The organism is Methylobacterium variabile, from assembly GCF_001043975.1.
Lineage (GTDB): Bacteria > Pseudomonadota > Alphaproteobacteria > Rhizobiales > Beijerinckiaceae > Methylobacterium > Methylobacterium variabile.
Window position 1 is genome coordinate 1 of the sequence record NZ_LABY01000161.1, and the last position, 23,595, is coordinate 23,595.

A 23,595-nucleotide genomic window follows, 5' to 3' on the forward strand; every position below is an offset into this window, starting at 1 on the left:
CGAGGCCGCGAACGGCTCCAGGAACGGAGCGCGGTACGATTGCATCAGCCCGGTGGCGACGTAGAGCAGGAAGCCCAGGGGCTGCAGGACGACGAACCACAGGCCGCGCTGTGCATCGACCACCGCCACGGTGGACAGCGAGCGGGCCATCATGATCACGCCGACGTAGGCGAGCCCGAGCGGCACGACGTACGCGACGAGCTGGGCGACGATGCGGTAGCAGGCCTCGACCCCCTCGGGGGTGTTCGCACCCCAGCCGGCGAGCGCCAGGCCGAGCACCACGAAATCCACGACCACGATGACGTAGAAGAGGCCGAGGCCGAGATCGCGTCCGACCAGCCCGGGGCCGAGGGGCAGCACCACCATCGCGAGCGCGACACCCGCGAGCGCCACGACCGGGCCGGCCGGCAGCAGCAACCGGTCGGCGTTGGGCAATTCGAGGGCGTGCCGCAGGTCGGCCCCCTGCGCCGGGCCGGGCTCCCGGCCGGCGCGAACGAAAGCGCGCTCGACCACGTGGGTCAGGGCGGCCCCCCCGAGCAGGGCGGCGAGGACCGCCAGGGCCGCCGCTACTCCCATCGCAGCCCACCCATGCCCCAGGCGTAGGCGATGCCCGCCGACAGGAGCACGATGAAGACCAGCATGTCGAGGAAGGCGCTCACGCCGATGTCGGCGAAGACGACCGCCCATGGGTACATGAAGATCATCTCCATGTCGAAGGCGAGGAAGATGAGTGCGTAGACCGCGTAGCCGAAACGGAACTGCGCCCAGGCCGGGGGAGCGCGGACGGTCCGAGCCGGCGCTCGCGCGAACGCGGCAGCCGCCAGCAACGCGAGGCCTACGGCCATGACCAGCACCAGGGCCACGAAACCGAAGTCGCCGAGGACCGGGCTTTGCGCCGCCATCCGCTCCATTCGCCTCTCCTTCCGGCGGCTCCCGCGCAGGTTTCTCCCCTACATCCGGAAACCACGGCGACGTGGCGCCCGGGGCGACGGCGTCAATCCTCCTTGAACGCCCTTCTGACTTGGTCGTTGAGCGGTTTCGTCAGGTAGGACAGCACGGTCCGCTCGCCGGTCCGAATGAACACCTCGGCCGGCATCCCCGGCACGAGCCTCACGCCCTTCAGCCGCGCGAGCGCCTCGGGACTGGGCGCGACGTGGACCTTGAAGTAGCTCGTGCCCGATTTCTCGTCCGTGATCTGGTCGGCGGCGACGAGGCTGACGGTGCCCTCGACCTCCGGGGTGGTCCTCTGGTTGAACGCCGTCAGCCTGAGCATCGCCGCCTGCCCGCGCTGCACTTGGTCGATGTCCCTCGGGGTCACCTTGGCCTCGATGACGAGGGTGTCGGCCCGCGGCACGACCAGCATGATCGGCTCTCCCGGGTTGATCACCCCGCCGACGGTGTGGACGGCGAGTTGGTGGACCACCCCGTCCTGGGGGGCCCGGATGTCGGTGCGCTTCAGCTGGTCCTCGGCCGCCACCCGCTTCTCGACGAGTTCGGCGATCTTCCCCTGCACCTCGCCCAGCTCCTTCGCCACCTCGCTGCGCAGGTCCTGGTCGACCTGGATCACCTGGAGCTCGGTCTCCGAGATCTTTCCCTTCGCCCGCGCGATGGAGGCGACGAGCTGCCCGTATTCGCCCTCCAGGCGGGCGGCGTCGCGTTCGAGGGCCGTCACGCGCTGGATCGGGACGAGGTTCTTGCGCCAGAGCTCGCGCACGCCTTCGAGCTCGCGGTCGATCAGGTCGATCTCGCGCTTCTTGGCGGCGACCTGCCCTGTCAGGCCCTGGATCTCCTCGCGAAGCTGCCCTGTCCTTTCCCTCAACTGCGCCTTCTGTCCTGCACGGGCTTCCCGACGAAGCTCGAACAGCCGGATCTCGCCGGCCACGACCTTGCCGGCCTCGGGCTCGGTGCGGCCCCGCTCCCGCAGGGCGGCCGGGAACTTGACTTGAGTGGCCCCGTCGCGCTCGGTCTCCAGGCGCCCCTGCCGCGCGGTCAGCTCGATGAGGCTCTTGTCGATGGCGGAGAGGTTCGCCCTGGTGACCGTCTCGTCCAGGCGTAGGACGACCTGCCCGGCTCGTACCACGTCCCCGTCCCGGACGCGCAGCTCGCCCACGACGCCGCCGGTGGGGTGCTGCACCTTCTTGACGAAGGAGTCGACCACGAGCGTGCCCGGCGCGACGACGGCGCCGGCGAGTTCGGTGGTCGCCGCCCATCCCCCGAGGCCGCCGGTCAGGAGCGTCGCGGCCGTAAGGCTCAGGAGGACGTGGCGCCGGACGGAGCGGCGGATGTCCCAGGTGGGTGACGCTCTCACGCCGTGGCCTCCTCTCCCTGCGTGGCGTCCGCGTCGGCCACCACCCTCAGCGGCACCGGCCGCTCTCCGACCGAGGCGAGTTCTCCGCCTCCGACCCGGGGCAGCCTGGGCTGCCCCGACGGCGCGCGGGCGGGCGGCCGCTTGAGCGCGGACAGGACCTGCTCCTTCGGCCCGAAGGCTTGGGCGCGTCCTTCCGCCATGAGGAGCACGTGATCCACGCCGGCCAGGCCGCTGGGTCGGTGCGCGACGACGACCACGATGCCGCCGCGGGAGCGGACGCCCCTGATCGCGCGGGTCAGCGCGTCCTCGCCCTCGGCATCGAGGTTGGAGTTGGGCTCGTCGAGCACGACGAGGAACGGGTTGCCGTAGACCGCGCGGGCGAGCGCGACGCGCTGGCGCTGCCCGCCCGAAAGGGCGGCCCCGCCCTCCCCGATGGGGGTGTCATAGCCCTCCGGCAGGGAACACACGAGGTCGTGGGCACCGGCTTGGCGCGCGGCCGCGATGATGTCCTCCGAGGATGCGCCCGGGTCGAACCGTGCGATGTTCTGGGCGACGGTGCCGGCGAAGAGCTCGACGTCCTGCGGCAGGTAGCCGACGTGCCGGCCGAGCGCCTCCGGAGTCCACTGTTCGAGGGTGGCGCCGTCGAGACGGATGCAGCCGTGCAGGGGGCGCCAGACCCCGACCAGCGCACGGACGAGCGAGGACTTGCCCGAACCGCTCGCGCCGATGATGCCGAGGCCCTCGCCGGCCCGGAGGGCGAACGTGACGTCGCGGACGAGGGGACGGTCCGCCCCAGGAGCCGCCGCGGTCAGGGCCTCCACGCGGACGCTTTCGCGGGGCGGCGGCAAGGCGACGCCCACGGCGCGACGCGGGAAAAGGGAGAGGAATGCCTTCAGGCGCGTCCAGCCCTGGCGCGCGGCCACGAGTCCCTTCCAGTGGGCGACGGCCAGTTCCACCGGTGCGAGCGCCCGGCCGACGAGGACGGAACTGGCGATCATGATGCCACCCGTCGCTTCTCCCGCTATCACGAGGTAGGCGCCGATGCCGAGCACCAGCGACTGCAGCGTGAGGCGCGCGACCTTGGTCATGGCGCCGAGGCCGCCCGAGACGTCGGAAGCGCGGCGCTGGGCGACGAGGTGGCGCTCGCTCGCCTCGTCCCAGGCGTCGCCCGTGCGCGCCGCCATGCCCATGGCGCGCAACACCTCGGCGTTGCGCCGCCCGGCCTCGGCCAGGGCGTTGCGCTGGCTCGCCGCGGCGGCTGCGGCCCTTGAAGGCCGCCGCGTCAGAAGGTCCGTCACCAGGGTGATCACCACCAGGAGGAGCGCGCCGCCGAGCACGGCCGTCCCGATCCAGGCGTGGAAGGCGAAGCAGAGCAGGAGGTAGAGGGGGATCCAGGGCAGGTCGAACAGGGCGGCGGGACCCGGGCTCGACAGGAAGGCCCGGACCTGGTCGAGGTCGCGGAGCGGCTGCAGGCCGTCGCCCTGCCGCGCCGTGGTCAGCGGCGCTTGCACGACGGCCTCGTAGGTGCGTCGTCCGAGGGACCGCTCCACGGTCGCGCCGACTCGGACGAGCAGCCGGTTGCGCAGAACGTCGAACAGGCCCTGGAATGCATAGAGGGCGAGCGCAATGGTCGCCAGGCCGAGCAGCGTGGGGACGCTGTGGCTCGGCAGCACGCGGTCGTACACCTCCAGCATGAACAGCGAGCCGGTCAGATAGAGGAGGTTGACGAGGGCGCTCAGCAGGCCGATGGCAAGGAGAGCGATCCCGGCCCCGCTCGGCAGGCCGCCCTCCTCCATGCCCGCTTCGTCGCCGGATAGGCTCGACGAACTCTCGACGTGGCTCATCTCGACGGCCCTGACGGCGGAAAGGTCCCCGGGCGGCACGTCCCTGCGGCCCGGGGGATCGTCGGGAGGGCGGCCGGCTCGGCCGCCCATGGGAGCGCCCGCGGAAGGACCGCGGGCGCAGGCGTCGCTCAGGCCACGTAGCTGTGGTTCGGGTCACCTGCCGCCGAACTCGCTGGGTCTTGGAAGATGTATTGCGAGCCGGCCGACGTGATCGCCGGATCGTTCACGAAGCCGCCCTCCCTTCCGTCGTCGGCGTTGAACATGAAATCGTCCTGGGCCATCTGGCTCTTCGTCAGGCCCTCGAGGAAGATCGACCCGCTGCCCTCGGCCGTCGTCCAGCTGACGAGGACGCCGGTGTGCCCGTCGTCGTGCGCCGACACTCCGTCGGCGACGGTGACCTGACCGGGTAGGATGTCCCGGAGCGCGATGTGGTCGAAGGCGCCGGGGCCGGCGTCGAAGCCGCCCGTGACCACGTCGTTCCCGGTGTCCGGGCCCACGATGAAGGCGTCGGCGCCGTCGCCTCCGTTCAACTCGTCATTGCCCTTGCCGCCCTCGATCATGTCATGGCCGGCGCCTGCGAAGAGCTTGTCGTCGCCGTCCTCGCCCATGACGTTGTCGGCCTGGTCGCCGCCGTACAACCGGTCCGAGCCGGCGCCACCCCTGAGGTCGTCCTGGCCCGCCCCGCCGTCGAGGACGTCGTTGCCGGCGTCGCCGCGAAGGTCGTCGTCGCCCGCCCTCCCGGACAGGCGGTCGTTCCCGCCCAGGCCGAAGTAGTAGTCCCTGTCGCCGGTGCCCTGGAACGTGTCGGCCTGACCCGATCCTTCCCTCACGTTGAACTCGTCGAAGCGGAACGTGTCCTCGGAACCGGTGTCACCCCCCGGGTTCGGGGCGCCGAGGTTGAAGCCCTCGTCCTTGGCGTAGCTCACGGCCGTGACGTGGTCCGCGTCCGCGCTCGTCGGCTGGATGACCATCCTGTCGTCCGTGAACATGAAGTCGTCCTGCGCCAAGTCCGTCTTCCGGACGCCCGCAAGCAGAACCGAGCCCTCGCCGCCGGCGACGTCCCAACCGATCTTCACGCCGGCGAAGGTGTCCTCGAACCTCAGGTCCTCGGGGTCGAGCCCCCGCACCGCAAGGTGGTCCAGCATGCCGGGACCGGCGGAGAAATCCGTGAGGACGTCGTCGCCGCTGTCGGGCGAGACGACGAAAGCGTCGCCGCCGGGACCGCCGGTCAGGACGTCGTTGCCTGGACCTCCTTCGAGGTCGCCGTGCCCCCCGCCCTCGTCGAGGTAGTCGTTCCCCTCGGCGCCCCGCAGCGCGTCCGCCGCCCCGCCGGCGATCAGGACGTCGTTGCCCTTGCCTCCATCGAGGTGGTTCATGCCGTCGCCGCCCAGGAGGACGTCGCTGCCCTTGCCGCCCTGCAGGTCGTCGTCCTGACCTCGACCGGAGAGGTAGTCGCTCCCGTTCCGCCCGAACGCGATGTCCATCCGGCCGGTGCCGGAGTAGGCGTCGCTGCCGTGTCCGCCGATATACAGGCGGTAATCGCCGAAACTCTCCTCGATGTCCTGGTCGTTCGCAGGGGCTTGATGGTGCGGGCGATGCGTCATGAGGCGTGTCCTCCTGCCGATAAGCCAAGGATGGGGTGACGACCTGGCGGTGATGCGCGAAGGCGCATACCCCTAGAGGGTAGACGACCATCCAACACCCGATGCGTGGCTCCGTTTCATCGTGGCTCCGGCAAGGGACGGTTTGACGCACTGCCGTTTCCCTCTCGGAAAGCAGCTGCATCGGCATGCTCCTGCGGGCCGCCGCCACGGCGGCCAGGATGCAAGGATCCGGGTTCGCGAGCGGAATCCGGGAACCGAACCCCGGTAGGGTATGGGCCATGGGCCGCGCGTTTCATCGCGCCCAAGCGGCTCCCTTGTCTCTCGGGAGACGGACGCATGGGGAACCGGGTCGACAACGCCGGGCCCATCGGGGAACACGCGACCGACCCTTGCTCCGGGAGCGGGCCGATGAGCCGTTCGCAGTCCCGTTCGACCACGCCGTACGCGTCGCCTGCCGCGGCTTCGAGCCCGCGCGGCCCGGGAGCTCGATCCGCCTTCACCCCGCGTCGATCATGCCCGTTCCGGGCACATCGATCGCCATAGTCGGAGAGGGACGGCGAACCCGCAGCATGATCGACGGGAACTCTGGGCCGGCGGCTGGTCGTCATGGTCCAAGCGGCACCGCGCCCACAGGTGCCATCGGGTGAGTCGCTTCTCCACCCCGTCGCTGCTGTTCGGGAGCACCATCCTCGACAGACTAGCAGAAAGGGCTCAACGTGGTGCACCGACTGGTCGCGCGATGGCCAGCACCCCCTTGAGGCCTGTTCCAAAGCGCGCGATGGTCTCGCGATGCCCGCGCAACTCGCTGTAGGGCAGGTAGCGGAGGTCCAACTCGCTCACCCGCGAGAAGGCCGGCCTGGCGAACTGCGCCCGCACATCCTCTTCCCGGTTGTCGGGCGCGACGAGGAAGAAGTTGCGGGCCGTTCCGCCCTCGACGCCGAGCGCCAGGTCAAGCATCCGCACGATACCGGAGTAGATGCTCGTCGTGTGCTCGACCTCGAACGCCGCCGCCACGTCGCGGCTGGCCGCATCCAGCCAGATCACGTCAATGAGCCGGACGGTCTCGGCGGAGCCGTTCGCGGTCAATCGCCCGGGCAGCCGGTCGAGGCAGCCGTCGGACAACCTTCCGCCGGCGTAAGGACGGCTGCCGTCGTTCGAGGCGACCCAGACGTCGAAACCGAGCGCGAGCCCGAGGTCCCGGAGCCAGCCCTGGATCTCGGTATGGGTGTGGTCGGCCTCGCTCGCGGCCTGCGCCGCCTTCGAGGCGGCGCCGGCCGCCTCGGCCCGCACGCGTTCGAGATCCTCCCGCCACCGCTCCAGCGCCGCGGTGGCATCACGCTCGGGAAGCGGGTAGCGCCCCGAGCCGACGTCGAAGAGGAAGCCGGCTGCGGCGCCGAGGTCGTTCGACAGAAGCGTCCGGTGGGCGGCGTTGAGGGCCAGGATGCCCTGACGCATCGCGAGGTACTCGTCCCACTTGCCGAGCTTTACGTTGGCGCCCATGAGCGCGTTGAAGCCCTTCACGATGGCGGTGTTGAACGGGGGAGCCACGGTCGGGTGCAGGAAGTACAGCAGGTTCGCCGCGGCCGGGCCGAGCCCCTTGATGCGCGACTGGTCGAGCGTTCGGATCGCCGCCAGGACCTGCGCCTCGGCGTTGCAGCACAGGCAGGTGTCGAGGAAGCGCCCGAAGGCCAATTGGTTCGACCGGTCCTCGTAGATGTCGGGGATGCGGAGCTTGGGCTTCCAGAGGAAGGCGTGATCGGCGCCCTTGAACACCTGGCGCTGCTCGGCGATGGAGGCGACGACGGTTTCCAGCGACGAGCCGCGGTAGGCGTTGCCGAAGGTATCGGCCCGGATCTCGTCGACGACCGCCTGGATGCCGCGCCGGATCGAGCGGAAGTTCTTGATGCGCTCCTCCCACAGGAACCAAGTCCGGTAGGAGGCGCCGGGGTCCTCGCGCCAGTGCCGGACGAGGTTGCCGATCCAGGCGTCGTTCACGTTCGTCATGTCCGGGGGGCTTGGTGGTCGTGGCTCCCGAATATGCCCGGTCGGGACATCGGGCACCACAATGCCGGGGATGGATGGGCAGGGTTTCCCGTGATGATGGGAGGGTGTCGCAACCGTGCAACGGTTGCGGGAGCCGTCGACGGCGGCAGAAGGCGTGCGCCCTGGTGGGATGCGGATGTGGTGCCGCGGCGGCGGGGACCGAGAGAAACCTTCGAAGATCGGGCCAGCGGCTCATCGGTGAGATCCTCACCCCGACTGGCAGCACTCCCTTGCGCCTGAGGATCTGCGGTCGTGCCGTGAGCCGAGCCAACGGCACCGTACCGTGACGGGCGCATCACCGCCCGCGCCCATCTGGGCATCGAAGCCGGCAACGGCCTCGCGACGTCTGCGGGCCGCCCGCACGGTGGTCGTCCCGGGCGAAACGGTCAGGCCTCACCGCTTGGTGTCCCCCATCGGCATGTCCCGCATGTCCTGGGCCCGCATGCCGATCGTCCGGCGCCGTGCCTGCACGTTCATCGTCATCATGCGGGGATCGCGCCCCGCGCGGGTCGCCGGAGCGGCGGCCGCGACGGCGCCGTTCGAGCCCGCCGCGACCGCCGGCGCCTCCACCTTGTAAGCCACCGTGCCGGGCGGGTTGCGGTACCAGCCGGGATCCTTGTAGTCGCCCCGCGCCAAGCCTTCCCGAACCTTCACGACCGAGAACATGCCGCCCATCTCGACCGACCCGAACGGCCCCTCCCCGGTCATCATCGGCAGCGTGTTGTCCGGGGTCGGCATCCGCATGCCGGCCATCGCCGCGCCGCCGGTGGAGCCCATCGGCATGAAACCCGGAACGAGTTGGCCGACCTTCCTCGCGATTTCCGCCTGGTCCACGCCGATGTAGGTGCGCACGGAGTGGCCCATGGCGTTCATGGTGTGGTGCGACTTGTGGCAGTGGATCGCCCAGTCACCCTCGGCGTCGGCGTCGAATTCGAAGGCGCGCATGGCCCCGACGGGCAGGTCGATGGTGACCTCCGGCCACCTGGCGCTCTCCTTGACCCAGCCGCCGTCCGTGCATGTCACCTCGAAGGAGTAGCCGTGCATGTGGATCGGGTGGTTGGTCATCGACAGGTTGCCCATGCGGACGCGCACCCGGTCCCCCTTCGCCACGACCAGCGGGTCGATGCCTGGGAACGCCCGCGAGTTCCAGGTCCAGATGTTGAAGTCCGTCATGGTCGCGATCTTCGGTACGTAGGCGCCCGGGTCGATGTCGTAGGCCCCCGTGAGGAGGACGAAGTCGCGGTCCACCCGCATGAAGGCGGGGTCCTTCGGGTGGACGACGAACGAGCCCATCATGCCCATCGCCATCTGGAAGGTCTCGTCGGCATGGGGGTGGTACATGAAGGTGCCGCTCTTCCGCAGCACGTACTCGTAGGCGAAGGTCTCGCCCGGCTTGATCGGCGGCTGCGACAGGCCACCGACTCCGTCCATTCCTGAGGGCAGGAGCATGCCGTGCCAGTGGACGGTGGTGTGCTCGGGCAGCCTGTTGGTGACGAAGATGCGGACCTTGTCGCCCTCGACCGCCTCGATGGTCGGCCCGGGCGATTGCCCGTTGTAGCCCCAGAGCCGCGCGACCATGCCCGGCGCGATCTCCCGCTCGACGGGCTCGGCGACGAGGTGGAATTCCTTCCAGCCGTCCGCCGTCATGCGCCACGGCAGGGTCCAACCGTTCAGGGTGACCACCGGGTTGTAGTCGGGGCCTGAGCTGGGGATGAGCGGCGCCTGCGTCGTAGCTTCGGCCATGCTGGACGCCTCCGGGATTGCGGCGGCCTTGGTGCGGCCCGAAACCAGCCCGGCTCCGACGAGAAGAGCGCCCGAGGCACCGATGAAGTCGCGTCGAAGCATTCGGGATCCCTCCTGCGGATCGGCCGGCCCGGCTGCCGGGGTGCGGGGGCCGCGACATGTACCGCTTGGGTCGATACCGCTGCGCCTGATGTCCCTCCAACCCCGCTGCGGCGGGGCACCGGCCAAAGGGGACGGAGGGGCAGCCGGGTCGAGGCGGAGTACCGGAAATGCGGCCGAGTGGCCGTGAACCGGAGCCGCCCGACGGAAGCAGCCTGAATCGTCCCGAACAAGCGGTTCAGGCCGCCATCGTCCGGCAGCTTTCGGCGCAGCGGCGGCACTGCTCGACGCAGTGCTGCATATCGCCGACCTGCTCGCAGCTCCGCGCGCAATCCTCGCACACGTCGGCGCACTCGCGGCAGGTGTGCCTATGGTGGCTCGTGCCGAGGAGCATGAAATGCGCCGAGGTGCGGCACATCTCGGCGCAGGCGAGCATCAGGCGGAGGTGCTCCGGCTCGACGTGCCTCCCACCGGCTGGCAGGCAGTGGTTGGATGCCATGCCGAGGCAGGTCTGGTAGCAGCGCAGGCACTCGTCGATGCACGCCTGCATGTCCGGGCTCATCTGATGCATCGTGTCGCTCGCATTGTTAGGAGTTCGGCCAAGCCGTACTATGTGTGGGCGGGCCTGCTCGGATGGAGCGGGCACACGACGAAGAGACAACATACCCCCGCCGGGTATGGTTCCAACTCGCTGGGCCGGCGGCCGCCAGTCCCACCAGAGGCGCAAGGCAGCATGTCGGGTTCCGAGAAGGACCACGGTGGGATCACGGTGGACCACAAGCAGCAACTCCCCCGGCTGCGTCGCATCGAAGGGCAGGTGCGTGGCATCCAGCAGATGATCGAGACGGAGCGCTACTGCGTCGACGTCGCGCACCAGATCGACGCCATCATCGCCGCGTTGCGGCGCGTGCAGTCCGACATGATCCGCGACCACATGCACGGGTTGGTGCAGGCCTCCGTCGCGAGCGACCTCTCACGGGAGGAACGGCAGCGCCTGGCCGACGAGATCGGCAGCCTTATCGGCAGGATTGTCTGACCTTAGGGCAGAGCCGCGAGTTGCAAGGCATGGCGGAAGCCTGCCAGGACCGCGGATGGCACGCAAGGCATCTCGGTGTCGGTGCCAGGGAAACGTACGGCGACCGGCTTGATGTCGTCTACATACGTATGCGGTTGGAAGGGCGGCGAGTCCTATGTTCGTGGGCGTCAGTGCACGACCGCTCGCTCGCCAATCAACCTGAGCTCCAGCACCTCGCGTATGTCCCCTTCAGTCAAGATGCATTCGTCCGACGGCCACTGCGGCGTCTCAGCGCCTCGACGCCCGGACGACGGCCACTCGCCCAGCGAGCACCGAATGCGAGCCAAGGCGCTTCACCCGCGCGAAGCCAGCCTCGGAAAGTATGTCCGGCCACGTTCCATCTCTATGCGGCCGGAGGCGCTCCTCGCCGAACACCATGGACGCAACCTTGACCAAGGCGCCTTCCTGCGCCCCGCGCGCCAAATCCAAGTCGGAGGCGAGCAGGCTTCCTCGCCGCCGCAGGACACGCAACGACTCGCGCGCGATCCGAAGCTTTTCCTCCGGCCGCAGGGAATGCAGAGCCATCACGAAAGCCACCTTGTCGAAGGAGGCAGGAGGGAACGGCATGCGACCGCCGGCCTCGTACGCAAACGCCTTTACGTTCGAGAGTCCAGCCGCAGCCGCCTCGGCCCGCATCAAGGTGGCGCGCTCCGCATCCGCTTCCAAACCCACGAATGCGGTACCGGGAAACCTCCTGGCGAGCGCGAGCACGGGTTCGGCTTGCGCACCTCTGACATAGAGGATGCGCTCGCCGGACTCGGGAGCGAGGGCGGCGACAAGGGGCTCGGTGCAGGCTGTGTCCCGCATCAGGACGGGATAGGTCCGCTCGAAACCGCGCCTGGCGATCCATCGGCGCGCACCAAGAAAGAGGGCCATCGTCTTGAAAACCGTTCGGATCGACTTCGCTGTCGCCACCGACCCGCGGCGCGCCGGCCTCAGGGCGACGGCACCCGCTGTAAGCCACGGGTGTACCGTTACCGGGTAAGGGTACGGGACCAACCTGACAAGCGAGGAGTTCGGACCATGTTCTCCGCTCATCTCATTGGCTGAGGTTCGCGCACCCGGGAGTGGAGGAGCCTGACGATCGGATCCCGATGACGTTGGTTCACCAGGGCGAACTGCCTCTTCACCTCGTCGAACGGAACTTTTGGCTATCCGGATTTCGACGTGGAACTGCGCTCCCGAAGGCCGTCTGGTCCGACGTGGATGCCCGAGGCACCTCTCGGTACGGATTCAGGAACTCGATCGCACGACTACGCGCTACCCCTTCGCCACTCCGATGCGACTGGAGCCGCTCGGCATCAGGGTCGGGGATCGTCCAATCGAGGTTCCTCAGCAGACTCCGGGACGTGAGGACGCCTTTGTCGCGCTCGCTTCAAGCGGGCGCCGGGCAAAGGAGTAGGCCGATCTCCCGTGCGCAGCCATAGCGCCATCTCGATTGAATGGACGATCCACAGATCGGCGTCGGCGGTCCGGCGTACATGCACCCGACCGCGTCTTACGACGTCGTCCGTGTAATGGGTAAAGTCCTTGAAGTTGTCGGTAACGAGTGCATCCGCATGCCCGGCAAGGGCGGTGTCCAAGACGCGTCCGTCCTCCGGATCGTAGGGGGCGTGTACGATTGCGGGATCGTAGGGATCGTAGCCTTGAGGGACCGCTTCCCGCGTCGGATGCACACCTCCGCCGAGTACGACGCGCGGGAACTCCGGAGCCGGTCCCAACAACGCGAAATTGGCGATGGTTTCGGTGAACTGCGTGGCGGTCTCGATGTCCACGCCCTTCCTCATCATTACCGCATGGAGACGGGACAGCATGGTGTGAGAGATGACGAGTTGCAGCGGCCCGACGCCCGCCCGTCCGTCGACGACGGCCTGCACGATCTGCTGAGAAGCAGTACCGCGGCGTCCCGCCGCCTCGGCCAGGAACTGTTTGACCCAGATATTCAGGTCGACGCACAGACGGAACGCGGTCAAGGCCGCGCGACTTCCATCCATTCCCTTGTCGCGGCGTCCAAGGCTTCGTCGGAGTCGTCCTCAGGAAGCGCGTGGGCGACCTGCATCGCCATCGTTCGTTGGGTCAATGCAAGATTGACCTTCAGGAGCAAGCGCACGAACTCCCCTTCGAACCATCGCCGCTCGTCGGGAGTACCAGCCTGCTCCAGGCGACGAAGGGCGGACCGAGCTGCCTCTGGCAGGCCGACATAGAAGCTTGTCGCCTGCCCCACCAAGCTTGCCGGCGTCCGTGCCTCCGCAAGGGCGACCGCACCGAGCTTTGCAGCCACGGATTCGTCGACGTAGCCGGAAACCGATCTGCCAGCCATGGCAAACTCCCCTTCTCCAGAATCTATAGGATTGACTATCACGATGCCGGGAAGCGGTCCAATTCTCGTCGGCGTCTACCAAGCGCGGCGCTGCCCCAGCGTGCAGGCGGATTGCCGAAAGTCTACGGGCAGATCGAAGCGGCGCCCGTCGCTGTCCGCCGCCCGCATCCGGAACTTGCTCCGGGTCTCGAGCTCATGCTGGCCGTGGGCAGGCAGACTACGCGGTACGTCGTCTAGGTCTGCGCCGTCGGCCGGGTCTTGTCGCCCGGCCTACGGCGCAACTTTGGCCGAGGCGTGGCAGTACGAATCTCCGGTTTGCAGCGGTCCAGGGATTCCATACCCAAAATCCGGATAGCCGAACTTTTTCCGATGGCCGATGCCTCGCATCGACCATCCGCCTCATCACCGTCCGCCGACGGGGGCGGGTCGAGGCCTCGTCGCGCAACGCGCGATGGCGCGGAGCGCCAGCCTTGACGCGCTCACGACGGTGGACCACCCGACGCTGGAGCGCCGCTCGGGCGGGGACAGCCATGCTGTTTCCAAGAGGTCAAACCGTCGTACCGCCTGCCACGGCTTGACTCGCGATACAGTCGCCAGTCGATCTGGCTGCGCACGGCATCGGCCGCTTGCCGGTCGGACAGGCGCTCGGCGAACTGGATCAGGGTGACGAGGGCCAGGCGCCAGGATGCCTCGGCGGGCTGGCCGAGGCGCCGGAACAGGGCGGCGAAGCGCTCGACGTCGAAGAAGGGCCCGAGTTCGGCGCGTAGGCCTAGGAGCAAAGAGCCGTGCGGGAAGGCGGCGCGGGCGATGCGAGCGGTCGCGTCGGGAACATCGTTCGGGATGGTCGGGCGGAGCGACATGGTGCTGGCCCCGCGAACCGAGAATCGCCACCAACACCGCGGAGAGCGTCCCCGATCCGATCCCCAGCCTGACTTCGCCAGCAGGATCAAGAACGCGGGAGGACCACATTACAGTCGGCGATCCGAGCAAAGGCGGGTCAGACTTCAATCGGCGTTGAGATAGGGGCAACAACAAAGCGCTACTCAGCCCCATTGCCCACAAGATAGATCCTAACCGTGCCTGCGCTTCTCAACGGAGGTGATGCACGTGACTGGATGCTTCACCTGAAATGGAGCGAGCACAACCTTTCGGTGAACAGCAGCGCCGCCTTCGCGGAGGAAATCGGGAGCGTCCAGCACTTCCATGGCCACCCGCGCTTGGGGGCACCGCCAATACTGCCGACGACACCATGACTTCCAAGTGGTGCGCCTGACAAGACCGCAAACGCGAGAGGGGACCCGTGAAGGCCCCCTCAGTGCTCAGTAGTGATGCCGCCGCCGGTGATGATGGTGGCGGCGATGATGATGATGCCGGCGCATGTAGTGGTGGTGCTCCCGCATGTGACCGCGGTGCTGCACCGTCGTCACCATATCGGTGGCTTCGACGGCAGCCGGCAGGGCTGGTGCTGCCGCAGCCTGGGTCGCAAGGCCGGCGGTGCCGAGCGCGGTCACCACGGCCAGCACGAAGAATGGCGTCCTCATGGGATCCTCCTGGCTTGCCGGCGGACGCAGGTGCCTCCACCGGAGCCCTGGGAACGGCCGCGCTTTCCAAACCGTTCCGTCGCTCAGTCGTATTCAGCAGGGCTGTGGCTTATTCATCATCGTCGTGGTGATCGTCATGGTGATGGTGACGCTCGACCCGGACGCTACCGGTATGGTCGAGGTCGTCGTGATGACGGTGGCGCTCGATCACGCGGCGCTCGTGATGGTGATGATGACCGTCTCCATGCACACGCACGCCACCCGGACCAACGTCGATGTGCTGGGCCATGACCGCGGCCGGCGTGAACAGCAGGGCCGCAGCAAAACCAGTGAGGACGAGCTTCTTCGTCATGGGTGTCTCCAGTCTCGTTCGGCATGACGCCTGTCGGGGCTGGAAACGCCGCAGGGAATAAATGGTTCGCCTGAAACGTGCTACCTTTTTGCGCGGAATCAGACCGGATTGTCCGGGCAGGCGCAGGCGATGAACATGGCATGAACGGCCCGGTCACCACCCCAGGACTTGGCAGCGGTTGCCAGACATTGCCCTCCGGCAAGGGTCACGTGGGTGGGGTCCGCAGTGTTCGATAGAGTGCGTGCACCGCGTCCATGAAGTCCTGCTCGGGATGCGCCTGGCAGTAGCTGCGCAGGAACTCGGCTTGCCTTAGCAGCGGGAACCCGGGCGGCGTGAGGTCGAGCCCCTCATCGACACCGGGCGGCGAGCGGATCAGCGCGCCGCTCATGAACCCCTGCGCCCAGGCCAGGAAATCCCGCTCCGCCGTGGGCGTGCGGGCGATCTCGGCGCTGAACTGCGCACAGGGCACGGCGCCCACGCCAACGATCTTGTCGGTCTGGCCGGCGGCGCTGAACGCGCAGCCTGCCCCCAGAACAAGGGCAAGTCCGATCGGCCGGATCATGGCGTCTCCCCGTCTGCGTCGTGATGGTCCGGATCGTCGGTCAGGCAGACGCGGCCGGTGCAGACCACCAGCACCCGGTCAGGCGATAGGCCGAGGCAGGTCACGTCGTAGACCGACCGCGCGCCGTCGCGCAGGACCAGGGTGGTGTTGCGTGCAATGCAGCCAGCCTGCTGCAGGGCGCGCTTCAGCAGGTGGTGGTCGGCCTGCGCCGGACCGATGGCGAGCATGGTCCCTACGCTGAGGAGGGTGAGGCGGAGCATCATGATGGTCCCTCCTATTCGGCCGCTTGCCGCAGACGGGGGTGGGCGAGGCGCTCGGAGGCAGCGGTGTCGCGAGCGGCGGCTTCCGTGGTGCCGAAGCGGGCGTAGAGCGCCGGCAGGACGACCAGCGTGAGCAGGGTCGCACTGATCAGGCCGCCGATGACGACGGTGGCGAGCGGGCGCTGCACCTCGGCTCCGGTGTCGGTGGCAAGAGCCATCGGCACGAAGCCGAGCGAGGCCACAAGGGCGGTCATCGCCACCGGGCGCAGACGGGTGAGCGCCCCCTCGACGATCGCCGTACGCTTCTCCATGCCGCTCTGCATCAGGTGCTTGATGAAGGTCAGCATCACGAGGCCGTTCAGAACCGCCACGCCCGAGAGGGCGATGAACCCCACCGCGGCCGGCACCGAGAACGGCATGTCTCGCAGCCACAGAGCGACGATGCCGCCGGTCAGCGCCAACGGCACCGCGCTGAACACCAGGAGAGCGTCCCGCAGCGAGCCCAGCGCCGAGTAGAGCAGCAGGTAGATGAGGACGAAGCAGCCCGGCACAACCACCATCAGGCGCTGACGGGCCGCAGCAAGGTTCTCGAACTGCCCGCCCCAGGTCACCCAGGCACCAGCCGGAAGCTGGACCCCGGAGGCGACCTTGCCTTGCGCCTCCGCCACGACCGAGGCGATGTCGCGCCCGCGCACGTTGGCGGTCACGACGATGCGCCGCTTGCCGTTCTCGCGCGAGATCTGGTTCGGACCCTCGGAGAAGTGGAAGGACGCCAGCTGCCGGAGCGGCACCGAAGCCGCTTTGCCTCCGGTCGGCAAGGGCACGGGCAGGTTCCGGAGTGCCTCGATGTCGTCGCGCACCCGGTCGGGCAGGCGCACCACGATGTCGAAACGGCGGTCGCCCTCGAACACCACGCCCGCCTCGCGCCCGCCGATGGCGGCACCGATGACGTCCTGCACGGCAGCGTGGCTCAGACCGAGCCGAGCAATCTCGGCCTTGTCGACCTTGATCTCCAGCACCGGCAGCCCCGAGACCTGCTCGACCTTGACGTCCTGGGCGCCCTCGACACCGCGCAGGATACCGGCCACGCGATTGGCGGCCGGCAGGAGCGCGGCGAAGTCCTCACCGAACACCTTCACGGCGAGGTCACCGCGCGTGCCGGCCAGGAGCTCGTTGAAGCGCATCTGAATGGGCTGCGTGAACTCGTAGTTGTTGCCCGGGACCTTGTTCAGGGCGGCCTGGATCTGCTCGATGAGCTCGTCCTTCGGCAGGCCCGGTTCGGGCCATTCCGCTTGCGGCTTGAGCATGATGAAGGTGTCTGAGACGTTCGGCGGCATCGGGTCGGTGGCGACTTCCGCCGTGCCGGTCTTGCTGAACACGAAGGCCACCTGCGGGAAGGCAGTGACGGCCTTCTCGACCGCGAGCTGCATCTCCTGCGATTGGGTGAGGGACGTGGACGGGATGCGCATGGCGTGCATCGCCAGGTTCTTCTCGTCGAGCTGTGGGATGAATTCCTGCCCGAGCCGCAAGAACAGCAGCCCGCTGCCCAGGAAGAGCAGCACGGCGAGGCCGACCACCGTCATGGGGAAGCGTAACGCTCCCGCGAGCGCCGGGCGATAGACCGCCTTGAGGCCGCGGATGAAGAAATTCTCCTTCTCCTGCACCCGCCCGGTGATGACGATGGCGATCAGGGCCGGCACGAAGGTGAGGGAGAGCACGAAGGCGCAGAGGAGCGCGATGATGACCGTCAGGGCCATCGGCGCGAACATCTTGCCCTCGACGCCGGAGAAGGTGAGAAGGGGGACGTAGACGAGCAGGATGATGGCCTGCCCGTAGACGGAGGGCTTGATCATCTCCTCGGCGGAGGCGTGCACGGTCGCCAGCCGCTCCTGCAGAGTGAGCGTCCGCCCGGCCTCCTGCTGCCGTTCGGCGAGGTGGCGCAGCGAGTTCTCGGCGATGATGACGGCCCCGTCCACGATGAGGCCGAAATCGAGAGCGCCGAGCGACATCAGGTTGGCGCTGATCCGCCCCTGCACCATCCCGGTCATGGTCATCAGCATGGCGACCGGGATGACGAGCGCCGTGATGAGGGCCGCGCGGAAGTTGCCGAGCAGCAGGAACAGCACCGCGATGACCAGGCCTGCGCCTTCCAGGAGGTTCTTGGCGACGGTGCGGATGGTGGCATCGACCAGCAGCGTGCGGTTGAGGACGGTGCGGATCTCGACCTGAGGCGGGAGGGAGCGCGCGATCTCCTTCAAGCGGGCATCGACGGCGGCCGAGACGGTGCGGCTGTTGCCGCCGATCAGCATCAGGGCGGTGCCGACCACGGCCTCTTCACCGTTCTCGCTCGCCGAGCCGGTGCGCAGCTCGCGCCCGATGCGCACCTCGGCCACGTCGGACACCCTGACGGGCACGCCGCCGCGGGTGGCGACGACGATGCGGCCGATCTCCTCCATGCTCTCGATGCGCCCGGCCGAGCGGACCACATAGCCCTCGCCGTTGCGCTCCAGGTAGCCCGCTCCGCGGTTCTGGTTGTTCTGCTCGACGGCCTCGGCAAGGTCCTTGAAGGAAAGCCCCAGGCCGATCAGCTTCGCCGGGTCGGGCTGCACGTGATATTGTTTCTCGAACCCACCGATCACGTCGACGCCGGCCACGCCCGCAACTGTCTTGAGCTGCGGACTGATGATCCAGTCCTGCACGGTGCGCAGGTAGGCGGCCTGCTCGAAGCCGGGCCGCAGGCGCTGCCCCTCGGGCGTCAGGTAGCTCCCGTCGGACTGGAAGCCCGGTTGGCCATCCTTGACCGCTTCCTTGGCCGGGCGGACGTAGTGGACGGTCCACATGTAGATCTCGCCGAGGCCCGTGGAGATCGGACCCATGCGGACTTCAGCCCCGCCGGGAAGGTTACCCTTCACCTGCCCGAGCCGCTCGTTCACCTGCTGGCGCGCGAAGTAGACGTCGGTGGCCTCGCTGAACACGGCCGTGACCTGCGAGAAGCCATTGCGCGAGAGCGAGCGCGTGTAGTCCAGGCCGGGGATGCCGGCGAGCGCGGTCTCGATCGGGTAAGTCACCTGCTTCTCGACGTCGAAGGGCGAGAGCTGGGGCACCACCGTGTTCACCTGGACCTGGTTGTTGGTGATGTCGGGCACCGCGTCGATGGGCAGCTTGGTCAGGGAGTAGGCCCCGAGCGCCGCGGCGAGCAGCGACAGCAGCAGGACGAGCCAGCGCTGGCGCACCGAGAAGGCGAGGATGCGGGAGATCATGACGGCGCCCCTCAGTGCTCGTGCTCGGCCTCGGCCTTGCCGAGTTCCGCCTTGAGGACGAAGGAGTTCGCGGTCGCGACCGCCTCGCCGGCGTCGAGCCCGAAGACGACCTCGATGGCCTCCTCGTCGCCCTTGCCCAGCACGACCTCGCGCTTCTCGAAGCCCTCCTTGGTGCGCACGAACACGACCTGCTCGCCGCCGATGGTCTGCAGGGCAGCGCGGGGCAGGCGCAGGTCCACCGGCTGCTCCTCGACGGAGACCCGGACCGTGGCGAAGGAGCCCGGCCGCCAGGTCAGGTCGGGGTTGTCGACCGCGGCGATGACCTTGGCCGAGCGGGTATCCTGGTTCAGCATCGGGCTGACGAAGACGATCTTGCCGGGCGAGCCCTTCCCCTCCGGGCCCGGCGTCAGCGTCACTGCCTGGCCTTCCTTGATCGCGGCAAGGTCGCCCGTCGGCACGGCGAGCTCGACCCAGACCCGCGACAGGTCGGCGATGGTGTAGATCTCCTTCTCCTGCCCCTCGTCGTTGACCGGGGAGCCGACGTCCACCTTGCGCTCGATGACCCGGCCGGAGATGGGTGCTCGGAGGCTGTAGCGCTGCAGCCCGAGCACTGGCGCGCGGCGCAGGCCGACCATGTGCTCGTCCTCGCCGGCCGCGAGCTTGGTGGGCGGCGGCTTGGCCGCGAGCGCGGTCACCTCGTCGTCGGGCACGCCGAGGGCCGAGAGCTTCTGGCGGGCCAGGTCGACCTTGAGCTGCGCCTCGACCAGGGCGGTGCGGGCGCGCAGGAACTGCTGCTCGGCCGAGACCTTCTTGTCCCAAAGCTCGTGGTCGCGCTCGAACAGGGTCTGCTGCAGCTCCAGGCCGACCACGGCGGCGATGAAGTCGTTCTTGGCGTCGGCCACCTCGCGGCTGTCGAGCACCGCCACGACCTCGTTCTTCGTCACGGTGTCGCCGATGCGCTTACGCAGCTCGGCCACGGTTCCGACCACCTTGGCGGCGACACGGGCGATCCGGTCGGCGTCGGGCACCACCGTCCCGGGCACGGTCAGGGTGCGCCTCAACACGCCCTTGTCGACGGACGCCACCTCGATCTTGGCTCCAGCGATCTGCTCAGGCGTGAGGGTGACGACACCCTCGGGCTTCTCCTCGCCGTGCTCATGTGCCCCGTGGCCGTGCCCGCCGTGTCCATGGGAGTGGCCGGCATGACCGCCGCCTCCGGTCGGCTTGGGCTTGACGAGGGTGTCGAGGCCGGAAGCCGCGAGGAGCGACTTGGCGCCGGTGGACACCTCGGGCACGAGGGCGCCCACGGCGACGCCCGCCGCCAGGGCGGCCGGGACCAACAGGTAACGGAACATCTCTGAACTCCCCATGCGACCGCCACGGGCGATCCGGGTCCAGCTCAAGCTGGACGGGGCGCTGACCCTCACACGAGGGCAGGCGTCCACTCGGGAGCGGCTCGGCCGTCCCGGATGTCAGGCGCGGGGAGGCTTGAGGGGTGGGACGGTCGTGCGAACGTGGACCACGTCGTCGAACCAGGCGTAGCGGACACCCGTGACCAGGGTGGCAACGGGCATGGGCGGCGCGGTCTCGGGGGTCACCGCTTGACGGCAAGCGCAGTGGGCGACGTGCCCGTTGTCAGGCGCGCCGTCGTGGTCCGCGTCGGCGACCACCAGAGTCAGGTGAAGGGCCTGATGGACCGGGGTCTCGCCGGCTGGGGTCTCCGGGACGGGCAAAGCGAGCAGAAGGGCCAGGACGACGGCGACGCTCCGCACGAGCGCACGCCACCAGGCGACCGCATCGCGGCGGTCGCTCCTCGGTGACGTGCTGGTCGCAACGTGTGTCACGGGTCGGTCCTCGAGGTCCTAACGGCTCGCGTCGAGAGTGTAGCGGCCCTTGCCGGCCTCTCCCTTGGGGGTCTTGAGCGACACGGTCGCCCGGAACTTGCCGTCGACCGGGAAGTCCACCTTGCCGGAAAGCCGGTTGTCGCCGGCTGGTTTCATCTCGACGGTCCTCTGCTCGTTGCCCTTTGCCAGGACCACGGCGGTGGCGGAGAGGGTCGAGGCGTCAACCTTCCTGTCCTGCTCGTCGAGGACGTGCAGGGTCATCTCCGAGCCTTTCACCACGAGTTCGGCCTCATAGGGACCGATCTGCTTGATCTGGCCGCCGTTCGCGGCGGGGTGATCGTGGGCCAAAGCCGCTGTCCCCAAGCCGGCGACCAGCCCCAGGGTGACGATCCCGATCTGCAAGCGCCTCATCCGTGCCGTCTCCCTCGAACCGCATCCAACCCGCATCATAGAAGCTCCAGCCGCCAAAGGAGCAAGGGGCTTGCGCGGCCTGCAGCCCCGTCGCGTTCGGGGGCTTACCCAAGCTGGGAGCAATGAGGCACGGGCGCAAGCCGTCGTTCAGCAAATACTCATCCAGCGCGTCGCAGAGTGCGTTCCATCACATCGGTGGCGTGGCTTCTCAAGTCATCGTGAGGGCACCTCCAGGTCCTGCCCAGCAACGGCGACGGACTAATACGTCGTTCAGCTTCGGGCACGGGAACCTGCGGGTCCCGTAAGCCGGCTCACACCGGCAATGACCTGTCACGCTTGAGGAACCTGCACCGGGTTCAGGAGACTGCCATGCTGAAGCGCACCCTTCCGTTCTTATCTGCCCTCGCCCTCGCCGCCGCCGTGTCGGTCGGCTCCGCCCAAGCCATGCCGCTCGGGGCCTCCGTCGGCCTTGCTGCGCAAGACGGGCCTTCCACCGTGGAGCAGGTCCAGTGGGGGGGACATCGTCACCATCATCATCATGGCTGGGGTCACCACCACCATCACCGTGGCTGGGGCCACCATCATCACTGGGGCCACCACCATCATCACTACCGGCCGAGCTACTACGGCTGGGGTCACCACCACTATCACCGTCACGGCCACCATCACCACTACTGAGCCGCAGGTTCTGCGAGGTCAGGAGTGGCGCTGCTGCGTCGGCAAGATCGGCGCAGCAGCACACCGACCGAGCAGTTTGCGAGCTATGCGGGAGTTTGGGTGACGCGCTGGGTGTGAAGGCGGCGTATCGAGGCGGGTGTCGAGCCTACCAGAACCTCTCAAGAGAGAGCGAGATGGGGTGGACGGACCGTGACGGCAGCGACGTGTCACGGTGCGTTGGTTCAACCTCAATCGAAAGAGCGCCTCGATGACGAACACCATGATTGGCCTCGATACGGCAAAGTCTGTGTTTCAGCTGCACATCGTTGATGCGGCTGGAGGTGTGACGCGGCGCAAGCTACGCCGTGACGAGCTCATCCCGTTCTTCGAGCGGCACCCTCGGTGTCGGATCGTCATGGAAGCCTGCGGAGCCGCACATCACTGGGGGCGCGTTCTCACGGCCCTGGGCCACGAAGTCAGCCTGATCGCTCCCGAAGCCGTCAGGCCATTCGTCAAGCGAGGTCGGAAGAACGATGCCGCTGACGCTGCCGCCATCTGCGAAGCCACTGCGCGACCGAACATCAAGTTCGTTCCGATCAAGACGCCAGATCAGCAGGCCATTCTCGCTTTGCACACGGCTCGCTCCCTATTGGTCAAGCAGCAAACAATGATCGTGAATGCGGTGCGCGGCTTGGCAAGTGAATTCGGTCTCACAGCTCCTCAAGGCATCAGCAAGATGGATGAACTGAAGGCGTCAGTGGAAGGAGATGATGATCTCCCCGATGCCGCTAGATCCGTCCTCAATACCCTATTTCAGCAGCTGACATCATTATCGAAGCAGATCGAAGCGCTGGAGGAGCGGATCGTGCTTCATGCCAGAACGAATGAGACAGCTCGGCGGCTTGCCACGATCCCGGGCGTTGGGCCGACGACGAGTTCCTTGCTCGCCGCGACGATCGCCGACATCAGCGTGTTTCCCAGTGCCCGGCACTTCGCGGCTTGGCTCGGTCTGGTACCGCGCCAGTTCTCAACTGGCGGCAAGACGCGTCTGGGCCGCATCACGAAGGCAGGGAATACAGAGATCCGAAGGCTGCTCGTTCTTGGCGCGACATCGATGGTGCGTCGGGCCGAACACTGGAGGAGCGCCCTGGGACAATGGGTCCGCTCGGCCCTCGGTCGGCGGCCGACGCGGTTGGTGACGGTGGCGCTGGCCAACAAGATGGCCCGTATCGCCTGGGCCCTGATGAGCCACAACGAGATCTACCGTCCGACGAGGAACATGTCGGTTGCGACATGATCATCTGCTCGTACGGTAGAGGGCGAGCCTCGTCTCGTCAGCCAAGCAGGAAGCGCTGACCATCGTGATGGGAAAGCTGTCAAGGACAGTTCAGGCTAGTCCGAATGGCGTATTGTGCCTCGAGCCCGCGAGCGAGCGAGATTGGTGCCTGACACGGAAGCGCACACCCATGGTAATTACCCACGCCTGTGTCGGCGGGCTCAGACGCGGATGGTTTTGAGGATGGTAGCGAAGGCGTCGGCCCCCGAGAGGCGAGCGGTGTCGACGACGGTGCGCACGTCCGCCTCACCGGCGGCCGCCCACATCGCCCGATAGCCGTTAGTCACCTTCCGCTGCACCACTGCCGGGCGCAGCGCGCGCTCGCAGGCGTTGTTG

The 23,595-nt window shown here is 68.0% G+C and carries 23 protein-coding genes and 1 pseudogene; 4 read left to right on the forward strand and 20 right to left on the reverse strand.

What is annotated here, in order from left to right; all coding sequences use genetic code 11:
- From VQ02_RS21770 to VQ02_RS21805, 8 genes are all read right to left on the reverse strand, one after another.
- Positions 1-576 (reverse strand): NADH-quinone oxidoreductase subunit H (locus VQ02_RS21770; protein WP_048446333.1); only part of this gene is annotated, 576 nt, incomplete at its 3' end.
- Positions 567-902, reverse strand: coding sequence for an NADH-quinone oxidoreductase subunit A (locus VQ02_RS21775; protein ID WP_053080494.1), 336 nt, complete (start codon positions 900-902; stop codon positions 567-569). The genes VQ02_RS21775 and VQ02_RS21770, both read right to left, overlap by 10 nt.
- Before the next feature lie 92 nt (positions 903-994).
- Complete coding sequence (locus tag VQ02_RS21780) at positions 995-2,308, reverse strand: HlyD family type I secretion periplasmic adaptor subunit (RefSeq protein WP_048446317.1); 1,314 nt, start codon at positions 2,306-2,308, stop codon at positions 995-997.
- Positions 2,305-4,104, reverse strand: coding sequence for a type I secretion system permease/ATPase (locus tag VQ02_RS21785; protein ID WP_053080489.1), 1,800 nt, complete (start codon positions 4,102-4,104; stop codon positions 2,305-2,307). The genes VQ02_RS21780 and VQ02_RS21785 overlap by 4 nt, the downstream gene beginning before the upstream one ends.
- Before the next feature lie 176 nt (positions 4,105-4,280).
- The gene (locus VQ02_RS21790; RefSeq protein ID WP_048446318.1) at positions 4,281-5,756 is read right to left on the reverse strand and encodes a calcium-binding protein; all 1,476 of its coding nucleotides are present in this window, start codon (positions 5,754-5,756) and stop codon (positions 4,281-4,283) included.
- A gap of 711 nt (positions 5,757-6,467) precedes the next feature.
- Complete coding sequence (locus VQ02_RS21795) at positions 6,468-7,760, reverse strand: hypothetical protein (RefSeq protein WP_048446319.1); 1,293 nt, start codon at positions 7,758-7,760, stop codon at positions 6,468-6,470.
- A 432-nt stretch (positions 7,761-8,192) separates the two neighbouring features.
- A complete protein-coding gene (locus VQ02_RS21800; RefSeq protein ID WP_048446320.1) occupies positions 8,193-9,644 on the reverse strand; it encodes a multicopper oxidase family protein in 1,452 nt (483 codons plus the stop codon).
- Between the two features lie 235 nt (positions 9,645-9,879).
- Positions 9,880-10,212 carry a four-helix bundle copper-binding protein gene (locus VQ02_RS21805; RefSeq protein ID WP_048446321.1) on the reverse strand — a complete coding sequence of 111 codons (333 nt, stop codon included), beginning with the start codon at positions 10,210-10,212 and terminating at the stop codon, positions 9,880-9,882.
- 162 nt (positions 10,213-10,374) lie between these two features.
- On the opposite strand from VQ02_RS21805, the gene VQ02_RS21810 reads away from it, so the two are divergent.
- Positions 10,375-10,677, forward strand: a complete 303-nt coding sequence (locus VQ02_RS21810) for a metal-sensitive transcriptional regulator (RefSeq protein ID WP_048446322.1) — start codon at positions 10,375-10,377, stop codon at positions 10,675-10,677.
- 267 nt (positions 10,678-10,944) lie between these two features.
- Here VQ02_RS21810 and VQ02_RS34865 read toward each other — a convergent pair whose 3' ends face one another.
- The 10 genes from VQ02_RS34865 to VQ02_RS21860 all read right to left on the reverse strand — a co-directional run bounded on the left by VQ02_RS34865 (position 10,945) and on the right by VQ02_RS21860 (position 20,366).
- Positions 10,945-11,631 (reverse strand): class I SAM-dependent methyltransferase, encoded by a 687-nt coding sequence (locus VQ02_RS34865; RefSeq protein ID WP_167350776.1) that lies wholly within the window; start codon positions 11,629-11,631, stop codon positions 10,945-10,947.
- 386 nt (positions 11,632-12,017) lie between these two features.
- The gene (locus tag VQ02_RS21820; RefSeq protein WP_053080491.1) at positions 12,018-12,689 is read right to left on the reverse strand and encodes a PIN domain-containing protein; all 672 of its coding nucleotides are present in this window, start codon (positions 12,687-12,689) and stop codon (positions 12,018-12,020) included.
- Positions 12,686-13,036, reverse strand: a complete 351-nt coding sequence (locus VQ02_RS21825; RefSeq protein ID WP_048446323.1) for a hypothetical protein — start codon at positions 13,034-13,036, stop codon at positions 12,686-12,688. The genes VQ02_RS21820 and VQ02_RS21825 overlap by 4 nt, the downstream gene beginning before the upstream one ends.
- A gap of 479 nt (positions 13,037-13,515) precedes the next feature.
- Positions 13,516-13,896: a transposase gene (locus VQ02_RS21830; RefSeq protein ID WP_048446324.1), complete on the reverse strand. Its 381-nt coding sequence runs from the start codon at positions 13,894-13,896 to the stop codon at positions 13,516-13,518.
- Between the two features lie 459 nt (positions 13,897-14,355).
- On the reverse strand, positions 14,356-14,577 hold the full coding sequence (locus VQ02_RS21835; RefSeq protein ID WP_048446325.1) for a hypothetical protein: 222 nt from the start codon (positions 14,575-14,577) through the stop codon (positions 14,356-14,358).
- A 109-nt stretch (positions 14,578-14,686) separates the two neighbouring features.
- The gene (locus tag VQ02_RS35900; RefSeq protein ID WP_083469361.1) at positions 14,687-14,929 is read right to left on the reverse strand and encodes a hypothetical protein; all 243 of its coding nucleotides are present in this window, start codon (positions 14,927-14,929) and stop codon (positions 14,687-14,689) included.
- 205 nt (positions 14,930-15,134) lie between these two features.
- Positions 15,135-15,491, reverse strand: a complete 357-nt coding sequence (locus VQ02_RS21845) for a hypothetical protein (protein ID WP_053080492.1) — start codon at positions 15,489-15,491, stop codon at positions 15,135-15,137.
- Entirely contained in the window at positions 15,488-15,754 is a 267-nt protein-coding gene (locus VQ02_RS21850; protein WP_053080493.1) for a hypothetical protein, read from the reverse strand. The genes VQ02_RS21845 and VQ02_RS21850 overlap by 4 nt, the downstream gene beginning before the upstream one ends.
- A gap of 11 nt (positions 15,755-15,765) precedes the next feature.
- Positions 15,766-19,011: an efflux RND transporter permease subunit gene (locus VQ02_RS21855; protein WP_048446327.1), complete on the reverse strand. Its 3,246-nt coding sequence runs from the start codon at positions 19,009-19,011 to the stop codon at positions 15,766-15,768.
- 11 nt (positions 19,012-19,022) lie between these two features.
- A complete protein-coding gene (locus VQ02_RS21860; RefSeq protein WP_048446328.1) occupies positions 19,023-20,366 on the reverse strand; it encodes an efflux RND transporter periplasmic adaptor subunit in 1,344 nt (447 codons plus the stop codon).
- A gap of 270 nt (positions 20,367-20,636) precedes the next feature.
- Between VQ02_RS21860 and VQ02_RS37415 the strand changes: the two genes are divergently transcribed.
- Positions 20,637-20,831 carry a hypothetical protein gene (locus VQ02_RS37415; protein WP_157080744.1) on the forward strand — a complete coding sequence of 65 codons (195 nt, stop codon included), beginning with the start codon at positions 20,637-20,639 and terminating at the stop codon, positions 20,829-20,831.
- A gap of 42 nt (positions 20,832-20,873) precedes the next feature.
- On the opposite strand, the gene VQ02_RS21870 is transcribed toward VQ02_RS37415, so the two are convergent.
- Positions 20,874-21,266, reverse strand: coding sequence for a hypothetical protein (locus VQ02_RS21870; protein ID WP_048446330.1), 393 nt, complete (start codon positions 21,264-21,266; stop codon positions 20,874-20,876).
- 369 nt (positions 21,267-21,635) lie between these two features.
- On the opposite strand from VQ02_RS21870, the gene VQ02_RS35905 reads away from it, so the two are divergent.
- Positions 21,636-21,944 carry a hypothetical protein gene (locus VQ02_RS35905; RefSeq protein ID WP_083469362.1) on the forward strand — a complete coding sequence of 103 codons (309 nt, stop codon included), beginning with the start codon at positions 21,636-21,638 and terminating at the stop codon, positions 21,942-21,944.
- A 247-nt stretch (positions 21,945-22,191) separates the two neighbouring features.
- Positions 22,192-23,220, forward strand: coding sequence for an IS110 family RNA-guided transposase (locus VQ02_RS21880; RefSeq protein WP_048446332.1), 1,029 nt, complete (start codon positions 22,192-22,194; stop codon positions 23,218-23,220).
- Between the two features lie 200 nt (positions 23,221-23,420).
- On the opposite strand, the pseudogene VQ02_RS37420 reads toward VQ02_RS21880, so the two are convergent.
- Positions 23,421-23,595: pseudogene (locus VQ02_RS37420) on the reverse strand (IS66 family transposase); the annotation flags it as partial.